The sequence below is a fragment of the Thalassotalea hakodatensis genome (genome assembly GCF_030295995.1).
Classification (GTDB): Bacteria; Pseudomonadota; Gammaproteobacteria; order Enterobacterales; family Alteromonadaceae; genus Thalassotalea_C; species Thalassotalea_C hakodatensis.
In genome coordinates, this window is the sequence record NZ_AP027365.1 from 2,062,054 (window position 1) to 2,077,411 (window position 15,358).

A 15,358-nucleotide genomic window follows, 5' to 3' on the forward strand; every position below is an offset into this window, starting at 1 on the left:
GAAGCAGTATGTTGGTTACTATGAAGTTAAATTTTACATTTTGAGATGCATTCACAAATAAGGGCAAGAAATGAAAATTGATAAACGGATCAAGAGTGTTTTTAAGGGCTTAATTGCACTTTTTGTTTTGGCTATTAGCTACAATATTCTGGGTTGGTTAGGTATTCTGCTAGCCATTGTCGCTGGCATCGGTTTTATGCTGTATCAAGCCTATGACTATCCCGTTCATACGGTTGAGTTTGAAAAAGACAAGTTTCCTGAAGTTAAAACAGAACAAGATCTTGATAATGTCACCCATCAATTGATTGGTGAAATGAGCTTAGACGAAAAAATTGATCAAATGTACGGTGAAACCGTTGATCGCATGGCTAACCTTGGCATTAACCATTTACTTTTTCATCGCCTACCGCATTTTTATGTTGCCGGTAACGAACGTTTAAACATTCCCCGTTTTGCCTTCTCTGACGGGCCAAGAGGTGTTAAGTCAAACCTTGAACGTACTCGTGGTGATAAAAAAGGCGTAACGTCATTTCCTATTTCTATGGCACGTGGTGCCAGCTTCGATTTGGAAATGGAAAGCCGTATTTATGAGGTAATTGCCAAAGAAATGCGCGCCAGTGGCGTCAATTTTACCGGTACACCTACGGTCAATTTATTGCGTCATCCTGCTTGGGGACGCGCGCAAGAAGTGTATTCTGAAGACCCATGGTTAATGGGTGAAATGGGCTTAAAAGCGACCTTGTCTTTACAAAAACATAATGTCATGTCTTGTGTTAAACATTTTGCCTTAAACAGTATTGAAAATTCACGTTTTGTTGTTGATGTTGAAGTAGACGAACGAACCTTACGTGAAGTGTATTTACCACATTTTGAAAAAATCATTAAAGATGGTGATGTTGCCTCAGTAATGACGGCCTACAATAAAGTGAATGGCGTTTACTGTGGTAATCATAAAGAATTAATTACCGATATTTTGCGTGACGAATGGGGCTTTAAAGGGTTTGTTGTAAACGATTTTATATACGGCACTCATGACGCAGTAGAAAGCATTAATGCCGGCCTTAATGTGGAAATGCCATTTCAAAAACACTATAAACACAGCACCATTAAGCAAGCTATTGCCGATGGTGAATTCACTGAAAAGCGCATTGATGAGTTAGTTTTTGATACCTTAAAAATGCAGCTAAAATACGGTTTAGCACAAGATCCTATTGAATATCCAGATTCTATTATTGCAACGCCAGACTCTATTGCGTTAACGAAAGAAGCTGCTGAAAAAGGCATGGTACTTCTTAAGAATAGTGAGGTTAAAAACAGTGATGTTGATGGAAGTTCAGCGCAACAGGTTTTACCTTTTTCAAAAGCCAGTGGCCAAACGGTTGCGGTTATTGGTCGTTTAGCTGATGTTAAAAACACCGGCGATGAAGGCAGTAGTGGTACAGTTGAGCCTTATGTGATCACCCCGTATCAAGGTATTGCTGCCTATAATGAAAAACTTGGTAATAATGTAGTTTTAGATACAGCTTCTGATCTTAATGCCAGTAAAGAGCTTGCCACCAATGCTGACCAAATAGTCGTTGTTGTCGGCTATACGCATGTTGAAGAAGGTGAGTTTTTACTTGCTTCAGAAAAAGCCAATAAATCGGCTTATGCAGGTAAACGCATTGGTAAAAAAGCAAAAGGCGGTGACCGTGAAAGCTTGAAACTAATGCCAGAAGATGAAGCATTAATTCAAGCCGTTGCTAAAACCAATAAAAACTTAGTTGTTGTTTATGTTGGTGGTAGTGGCATTGATATGTCTGCGTGGAATGACGATGTACCCGCGATATTATTTTCATGGTATAGCGGTATGGAAGGCGGAAATGCGTTAGCCAATATCTTATATGGTGATGTTAACCCAAGTGGTAAATTACCGTTTAGTATCGCTAAACAAGAAAGCGATTACCCGTACTTTACTCCTTATACTGCCAAAATTACGTATGGTTATTATCACGGTTATACCTTGTTTGATAAGAAAGACATCGAGCCAGCTTACCCGTTTGGTTTTGGTTTAAGTTATACAAATTACGATTACAGTGATTTAACCATTGAAAACTCAACACTGAGTGAAAATGACAGCCTTAAAGTTACTGTTACCGTAACTAATAGCGGCGATGTTTCTGGTGATGAAATTATTCAATTGTATATTGGCTTTGCTAATTCTGCAGTTGACCGCCCGGTGAAATTATTAAGAGGCTTTGATCGCATTTCATTAGCTGCTGGTGAAAGCAAAGTAGTTGAACTTGAAGTTGCCGCTAAAGACATGGCTTGGTACAACCCTGAAGCTAAAGCGTGGCAAGTTGAGCATATGGAACATGAAGTTTATGTTGGTAGCTCTTCTGCAAAAAAAGACTTATTAACAGCAAACTTTGCTATTAAATAAGGCTGTTGTTTAACGAGTAGTACTCGTTAAACTCCTAGGGGAACTTGCTATATCAGGGGCTGATATAGCATTTTTCCCTAGCTTCCATTGTTTTTAGCATCATATTTTCTGAGTTTCATTACTCTAAATGCGATTTCCTAATACTCGCTCCGCTTCACGTTTCAAACACCCTAGAAAATGTTATTTCATTTATTACTTTAACGATTTAAGTTTAGTTTAAGCAGGCTTTTCTACTATCAAACAAAGATTTCATACTTTATTGAAAATTAATTTTATGGGAAGCTTTAAAATGAAGACTAAACTAACCTGTTTTATCGTACCAGCGCTACTAGCTGTTAGCGCAGTAAACGCGCAGGAATATCACGTATCACCAACAGGCAACGATAACAGCACGGGTAGTAGTGCTCAGCCGCTTAAAACCATATCAGCTGCCGCAGAATTTGCTCAACCTGGCGATGTGATCACCATACATGCAGGCACTTATCGAGAATCTATTGCGCCACCACGTGGCGGAAGCTCAGAGCAGCGTATAATTTACCAAGCCGCGCCAAATGAAGAAGTCATTATTAAAGGCTCTGAACGTATTACTCATTGGGAAAAAGTAAGTGGTGATACTTGGCAAGCTATTATTCCTAATGATTTTTTTGGTCAGTTCAACCCTTATAATGATGTGATTAAAGGTGATTGGTTTAATGATCGCGGCCGTGATCATCATACCGGCTCTGTATATTTAAATAATCATTGGCTGGTTGAAGCTGAGTCATTGGAAGAATTAGAACAGCCAATATCTGATGAGCCGTTGTGGTTTGCACAAGTTAGTGATACTCAAACCACTATATGGGCTCAGTTTAAAGCCATAAACCCGAATGAAGAACTTGTGGAAATTAATACTCGCCAAGCGGTGTTTTACCCTGAAAAGCCAGGTATGAATTTTATTACCGTCAGTGGTTTAACGTTAATGCATGCAGCCACGCCTTGGGCGCCACCAACAGCCGAACAAATTGGTTTAATTGGTACTCATTGGAGTAAAGGCTAGGTTATTGAAAACAATACCATCAGTTATTCTCGCTCAACCTGTATCACCTTAGGAAAATATGGCGACAAATGGGACAATACTTCAGCTGATACTGCAGATGGCTATGTAAATACTATTGAACGAGCGGGCAAAAATGGTTGGTCGGATGTTGGTTATCATGTTATTCGCGGCAATAAAATTTCACATTGTGGTCAGGCAGGTATTGTCGGTAGTTTAGGAGCAACCTTTAGTGAAGTGAGCGAAAATGAAATTCATGATATTCATGTAAGACACGATTTTACTGGAGCAGAAATCGCTGCCATTAAATTTCATGCACCTATTAACAGCCTGATCAAAAACAATCACATTTATAATAGCTTCCGTGGTATTTGGCTTGATTGGATGACACAAGGCGCTAGAGTCACCGGTAATTTTCTTCATGATAATGCAGGCTCGCAAGATCTATTTTTAGAAGTTAACCATGGCCCATTTCTTGTTGACCATAATATTGTTGTTTCAGCGAATGCTGAAGATCCTAATTGGCTAGTTAAGTATTTTTACGGGAATTATATGCCGTGGAATTTACAACGCAGTGTATTAGATATGTCGCAGGGTGGAACTTACGCGCATAATTTATTTATGGGCGGAATAATGCTACGTGATGAACTCGAACGCGATACCCCCTTTATGGCACCTAACTCTACACAAGTGATTGGCTTAAAGCCTATTAAAGGCGGGGACAGCCATTATTATAATAATGTTTTGATCAATCGTGGTGTTGATCGATACGGTGATGATTCTGTACCTACATCGTTTAATGGCAACGTCTATTTAGGCGAAGCTGAACCGTATTCATTAGATAAAAATGCACATGTTGCAGCTGATATAACTCCAGAAATTAACGTGGTTGAAAAAGACGATGGTTGGTATTTGAACATTAATGCTGATAAGAGTTGGGCAGGGGCGATACAAAGATCGTTAGTGACTACTGAAATGCTTGGTAAAACACGTGTTACAGGAGAAACCTATAAAACACCTAAAGGCTTAAATTTTCGTTTAGATCATGATTATTTAGGGGCAAGTAGAAATACTGACAATCCGTTTCCGGGGCCTTTTTCTCAAAACACTTTACAAGGTAAATTAATAAAAGTGTGGTCAAAAAGCGCTGAATAGTTTTATCGACACAATCAAACCCGTTTGAAAATAGTTAACGGCTTAATGAATTATTACCAACATTAAGCCGTTATTTCCCGCCTTACTAACATTACAACCCTTCGTTTTAGTCTATACACACTGTTTTTTCACTCTGATTATTCTACACAAAGAGGTACCAATTTAAGACCCAATTCTATTAATTATTAGTAACATGTTTTTTCCTTTTTTTCTTTATTGTTGTCAGCGAATAACGCTATTCATACAGTTTTAAGGTAAGCGCTTTACTATCAATGTTTAAACTTCTTTATAGTTAATGATTCCTGAAAGGTTGAATATGAAAAAGGCAATAAAAATAATGGGTTATATTCTATTAACCTTGTTGTTCGTTGCAGCTATTATGTTGTACAACATTTACGATTATACCGAGCATTCGGTTGAGTTTGATAAAACTAAGTTTGCTAAAGTAACTACAGATGAGCAACTGGACCAACTTACCCATAGCCTGATTAAGCAAATGAGCTTAGATGAAAAAATTCAGCAACTTTATGGTCGTCCTCTATCTGATGCTATGATCTTAGTTATCAACAGTGCCGTTTTTGGTCGTACTCCACCAGTTTATGGTGGTGGTAATGAACGCTTGAATATTCCACCTTATGCTTTCTCTGATGGCCCACGCGGAGTTCGGGCAAACAAAGAAAGAACCGCCGGGGATAAGCTCGGTGTTACCTCATTTCCTGTTTCTATGGCCCGTGGTGCTAGTTGGGATATTGAACTAGAAAGCCAAATTTATGATGTTATTGGCAAAGAAATGCGCGCCAGTGGTATTAATTATACCGGCACACCTACTATCAACTTATTGCGACACCCGGGGTGGGGACGTGCTCAAGAAGTGTATTCGGAAGATCCTTGGCTGATGGGCGAGTTTGGTTTAGCAGCAGTAAATGCCTTACAGCACCATAATGTTATGTCATGTGCAAAACACTTTGCTTTAAACAGTATTGAAAATTCACGTTTTGTTGTTGATGTTGAAGTTGATGAACGTACGTTACGTGAAGTGTATCTGCCGCACTTTAAAAAAGTGGTACAAGAAGGTAATGTTGCCTCGCTTATGGCTTCTTACAATAAGGTCCTAGGTGAGTATGCTGGTCAAAATAAATACTTATTAACCGACATTCTTCGTGATGAGTGGGGTTTTAAAGGTTTTGTTAGCTCTGATTGGTTTTTTGGTACATATGACGGTATCGCTAGTATTCAAGCAGGCTTAAATGTAGAGATGCCTTATCAAAAAGTTTATCAACAAGATACCATCGAACAAGGTATTGCTGACGGTGCAATCACCGAAGCACAAATTGACAAGCTGGTATTTGATACTTTAAGAACCCAACTTAAATTTGGTTTGGCACAAGATCCTATGGCATACCCTGATTCGATTATTGCCACGCCGGAGTCAATTGAATTAACCCGAATTGCCGCTGAAAAAAGCATGGTATTGCTTAAAAATGGCTATGATAATAGTGCGCCAGTATTACCTTTTGCTAAGACTAAACAGCAGCAGATTGCTGTTATTGGTCGTTTAGCTGACATGGAAAATTTAGGTGATACCGGTAGTAGTAAAACCACAGAACCTTATGTAGTAACACCATATGAAGGTATTAGAGATTACAATAAAAAGCTTGGTAATAAGGTTGTTCTAGATGATGCTTCTGATATATCAGCAAGTAAAAAACTAGCGGCAGCATCAGATCAAGTCATTGTTGTTGTCGGTTATACCCATGTCGAAGAAGGCGAGTTTTTATTAGCCTCAGAAGAAGCCAATAAAGCGGCTAAGCTAGGTAAACGTACGGGGCCAAAAACTAACGGCGGTGACAGAGAAACCTTAAAACTTAATCCTGAAGATGAGGCATTAATTAAAGCCCTAGCGAAAACCAATGACAACCTAGTTGTTGTTTATGTTGGCGGTAGCGGTATTGATTTATCGGCTTGGGACAGCCAAGTGCCAGCAATATTATTTTCATGGTATAGCGGTATGGAAGGCGGTAATGCCCTAGCTAATGTGCTGTATGGTGATGTAAACCCAAGTGGTAAATTGCCATTTAGTATTGCCAAACAAGAAAGTGATTACCCATATTTTACCCCCTATACAGAAAAAATTACTTACGGCTATTACCACGGTTATACCTTGTTTGATAAAGAAAATATTGAACCAGCTTACCCGTTTGGTTTTGGTTTAAGTTATAGCCAGTATGATTATTCAGACCTTGTGGTTAATACCCCTGAACTAACAGAATCTGACACACTTAATGTTTCAGTTACCGTCACGAATAATGGCCAAGTGGCAGGTGAAGAAGTGGTGCAATTATACCTCGGCTTTGATAACTCAGGTGTTGACCGTCCAGTAAAATTGCTACGTGCATTCGACAAAGTTCATTTAGAAGCCGGTGAAAGCAAAACTATTGATTTAGCAGTAAAAGCAAAAGACATGGCGTGGTACAACCCAGAAGCTAAAGCATGGCAGGTAGAGAAAATGACCTACCAAGTTTATGTAGGCGGTTCGTCAGCTCAGCAAGACTTACTAGTAGAAAGCTATCAAGTTTTATAAGCAGCTAATTCAGGAGTACGCATAAATGAAAGCTTTATTAACCAAGAAAAATATCTTAATTACATTAGTCTTGTTGCTGGTTTTAAAAATAGTAACCACATATTTTACCAATATTAATGGTAGAGATATTGATAACGACAGAACTGAAAAGTACTTACAACAGGTAAATGCACTGCAATATAATGAAGAGCAGGGCAAGCAGCCTAATATCATTTTAATTTTAACCGATGATATGGGGTTTGCTGACTTATCTAGTTATGGCTCTACAGTCATTGATACCCCCAATATTGACAAACTTGCTAACCAAGGCATGAAGATGACCAATTTTTATGCACCGTCTTCTTTGTGTACACCAGCTAGAGCGGCTATTTTAACTGGCCGCTATGCACCAAGAACTCACCTTCCTGCAGTTGTGTTTGACTCAGGTACTGCTATCAATACTATCAGAAAATATGCTGGCTTTTACTCCTATGGTATGGACGGTTTGTCACCAGATGAGGCAACGGTATCTAAGGTCTTACAAGCTCGCGGTTATAGCACAGGGGTTGTCGGAAAGTGGCATTTGGGAAGTGCTCCTGAATATGCACCGGAAAAAGCAGGCTTCGATTTCGCTTACATCCCTGACAAGTCTGTTGAGCTAACCACATTAACCAAAAACTATACGGAAAAGTCGCTAGAGTTTATCAGCGAAAATAAAGATAAACCTTTCTTCTTGTATTACGCAACCACCATTCCTCATGAGCCATTACATCGGGTAGAAGCTTTCAAAGATCAAAGCAAAGCGGGCATGTACGGTGAAATGATCATGGAAACTGATTGGAGTGTTGGGGTAATTATGGACAAACTGGTTGAGCTGGGTATTGACGATAATACGCTGGTTATCTTCACCAGTGATAACGGTCCTTTTCGCCAAGGTAGCGCAGGAGATTTTCGAGGAGGTAAAGGTTTAACAACAATGGGTGGGCAACGTGTGCCTTTTATTGCTTATTGGCCAGAGGTTATCCCAAAGGGGCAAGTGAGTGATGAAATGGCAATGGGTATCGATTTTTTCCCGACGGTGCTCGATATTGCTGGAATTCCAATGCCCACTGACCGAACTATTGATGGTAAAAATATTATGCCATTACTAACTGGCGAGTCTAAGGAAACACCCCATGACTACCTATTTATGATCAATGATCAAGTGGTTGAATCGGTACTAGATAAAGACGGCTACAAATACCAAATACCTACAGCGCCAGACATTTCAAAATTCTGGTACTTAACCAAGGGACCCTACTTATTTAATACTCTAGATGATCCTTCAGAGTCATACAGTATTTTAGAAATGAACCCTGAAAAGTCAACAGAACTGGCGGGAAATATTAAAGCGTTTCAAGCTGAATTAGATAATGACTTGAGAGGTTGGAGATAAATAGCTTAAGCATAAAAAACTATGTACTTAGTTTTATCCGTTGATAAAATTCAAGTTATATGGTGCTGTAATTAAGACCGCAAGTTATATAAAAAAACTTGCGGTCTTTTTTTATTAAATTACTAATTGTTTCAGGTGCTTACCTATAAATGGAGCTTTGATTAAGTCACAGCACTAGAGTTAATTAGGCGTTTTAAGCTTGATTTCATATTGGCAAGAGATAGTAAGCAAACATAGCAATACTATTTTGCTTTGCTAACGCGTTTATTCGTATAACAATATTGATTGCGAGAACCCATTTGATGGCATCGATTACTGAAAAATTCATTCCCTTAAGCCTGCTAGTCTTAACCTTATTAGTAACAGGTTGTGGGGAAACTACAGGCTCAACAAAAACCAATCAACAAATGGCATCATTTTCTTGGTTTGAATACCAAGGTGATGATGAGATGTTTCGAAGTTCAATAGACGAAGGGCAATTTCGTAATCCCATTTTAACTGGTTACTACCCAGACCCTAGTGTTGTTGTGGTAGGCGACGACTACTACATGGTGAACTCAACATTTGGTTTCTATCCAGGTATTCCAGTTTTTCACAGCACAGATTTAGTCAACTGGACCCAACTTGGCAATGCCATTGATCGCCCTGATATGCTGCCGTATGACGAAGTATTACATGCAGGCTATCTTGGTGTTTTTGCTGCTACTATTGAATACCATAAAGGCACCTTCTATATAATGAATACCTGCGTTTACTGTGGTGGAAACTTTGTGCTAACCGCTAAAGACCCAGCTGGTCCGTGGTCAGATCCATTATGGCTACCTCACATTGACGGCATTGACCCTAGTTTGTTCATTGATGATAACGGCAAATTTTTTGTGGTACACAACAAAGAACCAGAGGAGCCTACGGTAGACGGACATAGAGTAATTAGCGTGATGGAAGTAGACCCTACGACCTTTGCGGCTCGCTCAGAAGATATTACCTTGGTTGATGGCGCTGATCCTGCACCCTATAACACCACACACATAGAAGGCCCACATATATACAAAATAGAGGGGCAGTATTATTTATCAGCGGCAGGAGGCGGCACGGGCCTTAATCATCAACAGTTGATATTTCGCTCTCAAAATATTTTGGGACCTTACCAATCTTATGAGAACAACCCCATACTCACTCAAGTGGGATTAGCTAAAGATCGAAAAAATGCGGTTACATCAACAGGACATACAGATATATTTAAAGATGCTAATGGCGATTGGTGGGCTGTTTTTCTTGGCACCCGTGTTTATGGTTTAGATAAGCATCAAGAAGGTCCTGCTAACTTTCATACCGGACGAGAAACATTCCTATTACCAGTAACCTGGAAAGACGGTTGGCCTAATATTCTCGAAAGCGGCAAGCCTGTGCCGTTAATAGTCGACCGTCCATCATTGCCTGATAGTGGTCCAGCTCCGCGACCAAAAACTGGCAACTATACTGTAAAAGACGAGTTTAACGACAGTGCGTTAGGTTTACAGTGGTTGTTTGTTCGCGCGCCAGAGTCTCCTTGGTGGCAAACGGGAGACGGTAGCTTGAAAATTCAGCCTCGCGCCAATCGTATTGGTAGCCTTAGCTTATTTGATTACACTCCTCAGCCTAGTTTTGTCGGGCAGCGTGTTGCACATATGTCGGCATCGGCAACCACTGAAATGCGATTTACTCCTGCAACAGAAGATGAAGAAGCTGGCATGATGGCAGTACAGAATGACTTTTTCTACTACGCATTTGGGCTGGGTTTATCTGATAATGATGAAACCGTGTTACGCGTTCGTATGCGCAATAAAATGGCGACACTGTTTAATGGCGAAACGCTTGTTGAAACACCTGTTACCGTTGCAGATGGTGCGCCGATTTATCTACGCACAACGCTTGATAAAGACAAGATAAGCTTTGCCTACAGTTTAGACGGTACTACATTCATTAGCGTGCTTGAAAACGCCGATGCTACAGTACTAACAACGGCTAAAGCAGGTGGATTTATCGGCGCTGTTATAGGCCTCTATGCTGAGGGTGAAGTAGAGTAACCTTGCTAGAAACTAGTCAAAATTGACGCTTATATAGGTTTATTGATAAAGCCCTCGTTATATAACGGGGGTTTTTCATTAGACCATGTAAAATCAGCACGCTATGTTAAGTAAGCAAGTAAAGTAATAAAAATTCAGTAAATGCAAAGAACAGTACGAGCTATTGAAAGTAGAAAAATATTTGCAATAGCTTTTCAATTTTAAGGTCAGCTTCAGCTTGTTTTCATATGTTATGACTCATTAGTCATAAATTGGAAATAAAATGAAAGTGCTTTTGGTCTTAATCTCATTAATTGTCCCTTCGATAACGACCTCTGTTATCGCAGAAGAAATTGAGCATAAAAAACCCAACATTGTCTTTATCTTAGCAGACGACCACCGTTGGGATTACTTAAGTGTGATGGATCATCCTTTTATCGAAACACCGAGTATAGACAGTATTGCTAATGAAGGTGTGTTATTTGAAAATGCTTTTGTTACTTCATCATTATGTAGTCCTTCTCGTGCTAGTTTCTTAACGGGGCAATATCCTCAACAACATGGCGTGCAGAATAATTTCACCGTTTGGGATAATAAAAACATTACCTATTTTGAACCGTTAAAAGCGGCAGGTTATGCCACGGCTTTTATTGGTAAGTGGCATATGCCAGGAGGCTTACCTAAATTACGCGGTGTAGACCAATTTATTAGTTTTGAACATCATGGCGGTCAGGGTGCTTATTATGGTACGCCCTATATTGTTAATGGTAAAAAATTGAAATTAAATGAATCTCCCGTTGAAGGTGTTGAAATTAGTGGTTACATCACAGATGACTTAACCAATTTTGCCAACAAGTACATTGAAGATAACAAAGATAGGCCTTTTGCCTTATATCTTTCTCACAAAGCACTGCATTTACCTATGACGCCTGATGCTGAAGCTGCGGGCCGTTACGATGATGTAGAAATCACCTTACCAAGAGAAGCTGATTCGTGGTTGGCTTTTGCTGATGGTAATTTTAAGCATTTTCTTTGGGATCCCCTTGAAGAGAAAATGAAAGATTATGCAGAAACTGCAGTTGCTATGGATCAACAAATAGGTTTAGTGCTAGCGAAACTTGATGAATTAGGGCTAAGCGGTAATACCATTGTTGTTTTTGCTGGTGATAATGGCTACATGTGGGGAGAACATCGCCTAATTGATAAACGTTGGTCATATGAAGAGTCAATGCGAATTCCATTTATCATCAAATATCCTAATGGTATTAAAAACCCAGGTCGTCGTTCACAAGAAATGTTACTCAATTTAGATATGGCACCAACTTTCCTTGCCCTTGCAGGCCTAGAAGTGCCAGAGCAAATGCAGGGTAAAAGCGCTGTGGCGGTATTAGAAGATAAACCTGACTCGCTACGTGACGCTTGGCTCTATAAGTATTACGAAGACTATCCATATCCTGTTCCTGAACAATTAGCATTGCGCACCAAACGCTACAAGTTAATTGATTATAAGCGCGGTAAAAAAGATGAACTATTTGATCTGAAAAATGACCCGCTTGAACAAACAAATTTGATTGATGATCCAAGTATGCAAACTATTTATCAAGAACTAAAAGAGCGTTTAATTGAAATGGAAGCTGAGGTTAGTCAACCTACAGTCAAAGTAGAGTAGGGGATTGGCATGAATTTTATTTTAAAGAATATTCCTAGCCAATGGCGAGTAGCTTATGGCGTGATTTTTACCGCGATTATCATGACGGTTATTTATGACTATGGATGGCATATTGATTTGCCGTTGGCATTAAGGAATTTATCAGGGTTAATTCTATTTACCTGCATCATGTTTGGCGCTGGGATCTCATATGTTGGCGCACGAATAAACGGTAGTGATTTTTCTCAGGCAATAAAAATTGGACTAATTGTTCCCTTCATTTGGTACATCAAAGAAATCATGGTTGCCATGAACTTTTATGGTTTTGCAGCAGGGCTTTATGCTGGCCTACAAGGGCCATATTTATTTTATTTTGGCATGATGTTTATGATGATTGCCATGTTCAATTTGTTTTATCAGCTCACTCTTAAAATATTGAAAAAACCTTCTGACAAATTACTTAAACCCACCGTATTACTATTTTTACCAACACTAGTTTTAGGTGGAGTAGAAGGCATTGGATTAGCTGTTTTTGGTGTTGATGTACTTGTATTTCAAGGCTTCTTAGCTGGCTACCGCACTTTTATCTTGTAAACAGGATTAATTGAGAATTAAAAATGAAAATATTTAAAAAAATTTTATTAACGATTATCGCGTTAGTGGTGTTGGGTTTTGTTTTTCAAGATCCATTACTAAAACTTGCTAAGCCTCATATTAATGCTTTTATGAGAGATTTTCCTGAGTCTGAATTTAAAGAAAGTGAAATTCAAGGTAGCTATGCAAAAGCGGTTTGCCAAAATAGTCATGTTGATTTTGGTGAAACCGTTAGAACAACGCAGTCTTTAGACGGTCAATGGCAAGTAGAACAAGGCGGTTTAGATGATAATTTACCCACTTCGTTCAAACACACTGCACCTGTACCAGGCTTTCTAACGGAAGCTACTCCTCGCTTTAATTTAGTGGGAATGGAAAGTGATGAACGCGAAGCATTTTGGTATAAAAAATCTTTCACCGCACCTGATACTGAAAGTGAACTTGCTAACCTTTGTTTACACAAAGCAAAATATGGTGTGAAAGTATGGCTTAATGGTAAAGCCTTGGGAGAACATTATGGCGTGTTTAGCGTATCTGAATATAACCTTTCATCGGCAATTCGTTACGGCCAGGAAAATGAATTAATTATACGTGTTGGTGCTGAACACAACGCTATACCAGAATTTATTCCTTATGGCAGTGATGTTGAAAAATCTGGTTGGTATCCCGGCCTATGGGACAGTGTCAGTGTCGTTTATACTGGGAAATATTCCATTGTCCGCACAAAAATAGACCCAAATATTGATAAAGGTGTAGCAATTGCTCACACCACCATTCGTAACAATAGTATGGTACCCGTTGACTTAGTGGTTAAAACACAAGTTAACGAATGGCAAAGTAAAAATGAGGCTTCGGCTTTAATTGAAAAGCCAGTAACAGTTGCGGCTGGGAAAACAGTTACTATCAGCCAAGATGTCAAAATAAATGACATGAAATTGTGGTCGCCAGAATCACCATTTCTTTATACGGCACATACATCAGTGGAGCAAAATGGCCAAGCTAGTGATGACCGTGTTAGCCGTTTTGGCATGCGCAAAGTACAGTGGCGTGGCGGCGATGGCCTTGATAGTAAAGACAAAGGTTTTTATTTAAACAATAAAAAGTACTATTTACGTGGCACCAATATCGCGTTGCATCGCTTCTTTGAAGATCAAGACAGAAAACAGCTCCCTTGGAATAAAGCCTGGGTAACAAAGCTTTTAGCTGGACAAAAAGACTTTCATTGGAATTCATTTCGTTTTCATGTTGGTCGTGCGCCAAATTTTTGGTACGACATTGCTGATGAACAAGGTTTTATTGTTACCGACGAATACCATATTTTTGCGCCGGTTCGTTTAGGCTTACCTGGCATGCCGACTTCTATTAATTGGTCACTAAAAGAGCTTGAGAAAGAATTTACTGCTTGGGTTCAAGAAAATTGGAACCATGCTTCAATTGGCTGGTGGGATGCGTCAAACGAGAATCACAATCCTATCCCATATGAAGCTGTGCCGTTGGTACGTCATTTAGATTCAACGCGTCAATGGGAATCCGGCAGTTATAGAGCGCCAGATAGACCCAATGACCCACTAGAAGATCACCCTTATAAACTCAATGGTCAGAGTTTTATGAACAGTAACCCCAAAGAATATCGTTTAGATGATTTAGATGATTTTAGTCGTCTACCACCTATGACAGAAGGAGATATTTTTAGAACCTATGATGGTCCGGGGGCGAGAAACCACCCTTATATTAATAATGAGTACTCGTGGCTGTGGATTACTCGCGACGGTAGTGACCCGGTTACTATTTCCGAAATTGCATATGACATTATGGCACCGGGAGTTGACTTAACACCTGAGCAACACCGAGAAATTTATGCCTATGTGACGAGTGAATTAACCGGTTATTGGCGCGCTCGTAGAGGCTATGCGGGTATTCAACATTTCTTATATTTAGGTAAATGTGCCGATAAAGACACCATACCTGATGATTGGGATATAAAAGAGCCAAGCTACACGTGTGATAATTTCATTGATATCCCTAACTTAACCATGGAGCCACGTTGGGCAGAGTGGGGACGACATTCTTTCGCGCCTATTGGCATTAACATCGAACGTTGGGCTGAAGACTTTTATACAGTAGGCAGAACAGTGTCGGTGCCAGTTAATTTACTAAATGATACTTATCAAGCAAGCAATGTGATTGTTGAAATGGTAACGGCGGATGCAGACGGTAATGTGTTAACGCGCTCTATGCCTGTAGAGCTAACGCTTAATTCACTTGAAGATAAACTCATTAACATAGATCTAGCCATGCCTGAGCAATCACCTTTTGTTATTTATGCTTACCTCAATGGTGAGGGTATTGAATCAACGGTTATTAGCCGTCGCAAAGTCGGTTTTGAACACCCCGGCATAGATACAAAACTGCCAGTTATGAGTACTGGTATTAACATGTATTCTGAGAGTGGTAATAGTGAATAAG

At 39.6% G+C, this 15,358-nt stretch carries 9 protein-coding genes; all 9 read left to right on the top strand.

Translation table 11 applies throughout. The annotated features are described in order from the left end of the window. The first annotated feature begins 70 nt into the window (after positions 1-70). Positions 71-2,422 (top strand): beta-glucosidase family protein, encoded by a 2,352-nt coding sequence (locus QUE72_RS08965; RefSeq protein ID WP_286272864.1) that lies wholly within the window; start codon positions 71-73, stop codon positions 2,420-2,422. 289 nt (positions 2,423-2,711) lie between these two features. Further along, a complete protein-coding gene (locus QUE72_RS08970; protein WP_286272865.1) occupies positions 2,712-3,458 on the top strand; it encodes a DUF1565 domain-containing protein in 747 nt (248 codons plus the stop codon). Positions 3,459-3,461: 3 nt separating this feature from the next. Then, the gene (locus QUE72_RS08975; protein ID WP_286272962.1) at positions 3,462-4,610 is read left to right on the top strand and encodes a right-handed parallel beta-helix repeat-containing protein; all 1,149 of its coding nucleotides are present in this window, start codon (positions 3,462-3,464) and stop codon (positions 4,608-4,610) included. Between the two features lie 316 nt (positions 4,611-4,926). Further along, entirely contained in the window at positions 4,927-7,191 is a 2,265-nt protein-coding gene (locus QUE72_RS08980; RefSeq protein WP_286272867.1) for a glycoside hydrolase family 3 C-terminal domain-containing protein, read from the top strand. A gap of 25 nt (positions 7,192-7,216) precedes the next feature. Further along, positions 7,217-8,605: a sulfatase-like hydrolase/transferase gene (locus QUE72_RS08985; protein WP_286272869.1), complete on the top strand. Its 1,389-nt coding sequence runs from the start codon at positions 7,217-7,219 to the stop codon at positions 8,603-8,605. 302 nt (positions 8,606-8,907) lie between these two features. After that, positions 8,908-10,671, top strand: coding sequence for a glycoside hydrolase family 43 protein (locus QUE72_RS08990; RefSeq protein ID WP_286272871.1), 1,764 nt, complete (start codon positions 8,908-8,910; stop codon positions 10,669-10,671). A 262-nt stretch (positions 10,672-10,933) separates the two neighbouring features. Beyond that, entirely contained in the window at positions 10,934-12,319 is a 1,386-nt protein-coding gene (locus tag QUE72_RS08995) for a sulfatase family protein (RefSeq protein WP_286272873.1), read from the top strand. 9 nt (positions 12,320-12,328) lie between these two features. After that, the gene (locus QUE72_RS09000) at positions 12,329-12,892 is read left to right on the top strand and encodes a hypothetical protein (protein ID WP_286272875.1); all 564 of its coding nucleotides are present in this window, start codon (positions 12,329-12,331) and stop codon (positions 12,890-12,892) included. Positions 12,893-12,915: 23 nt separating this feature from the next. Then, positions 12,916-15,357 carry a glycoside hydrolase family 2 protein gene (locus tag QUE72_RS09005; protein ID WP_286272877.1) on the top strand — a complete coding sequence of 814 codons (2,442 nt, stop codon included), beginning with the start codon at positions 12,916-12,918 and terminating at the stop codon, positions 15,355-15,357. The last annotated feature ends 1 nt before the right edge of the window (position 15,358 follow it).

Coding starts and splice junctions, on each gene's coding strand:
- QUE72_RS08965 (WP_286272864.1), top strand. CDS start 71: ATGAAAATTGATAAACGGATCAAGAGTGTTTTTAAGGGCTTAATTGCA.
- QUE72_RS08970 (WP_286272865.1), top strand. CDS start 2,712: ATGAAGACTAAACTAACCTGTTTTATCGTACCAGCGCTACTAGCTGTT.
- QUE72_RS08980 (WP_286272867.1), top strand. CDS start 4,927: ATGAAAAAGGCAATAAAAATAATGGGTTATATTCTATTAACCTTGTTG.
- QUE72_RS08985 (WP_286272869.1), top strand. CDS start 7,217: ATGAAAGCTTTATTAACCAAGAAAAATATCTTAATTACATTAGTCTTG.
- QUE72_RS08990 (WP_286272871.1), top strand. CDS start 8,908: ATGGCATCGATTACTGAAAAATTCATTCCCTTAAGCCTGCTAGTCTTA.
- QUE72_RS08995 (WP_286272873.1), top strand. CDS start 10,934: ATGAAAGTGCTTTTGGTCTTAATCTCATTAATTGTCCCTTCGATAACG.
- QUE72_RS09000 (WP_286272875.1), top strand. CDS start 12,329: ATGAATTTTATTTTAAAGAATATTCCTAGCCAATGGCGAGTAGCTTAT.
- QUE72_RS09005 (WP_286272877.1), top strand. CDS start 12,916: ATGAAAATATTTAAAAAAATTTTATTAACGATTATCGCGTTAGTGGTG.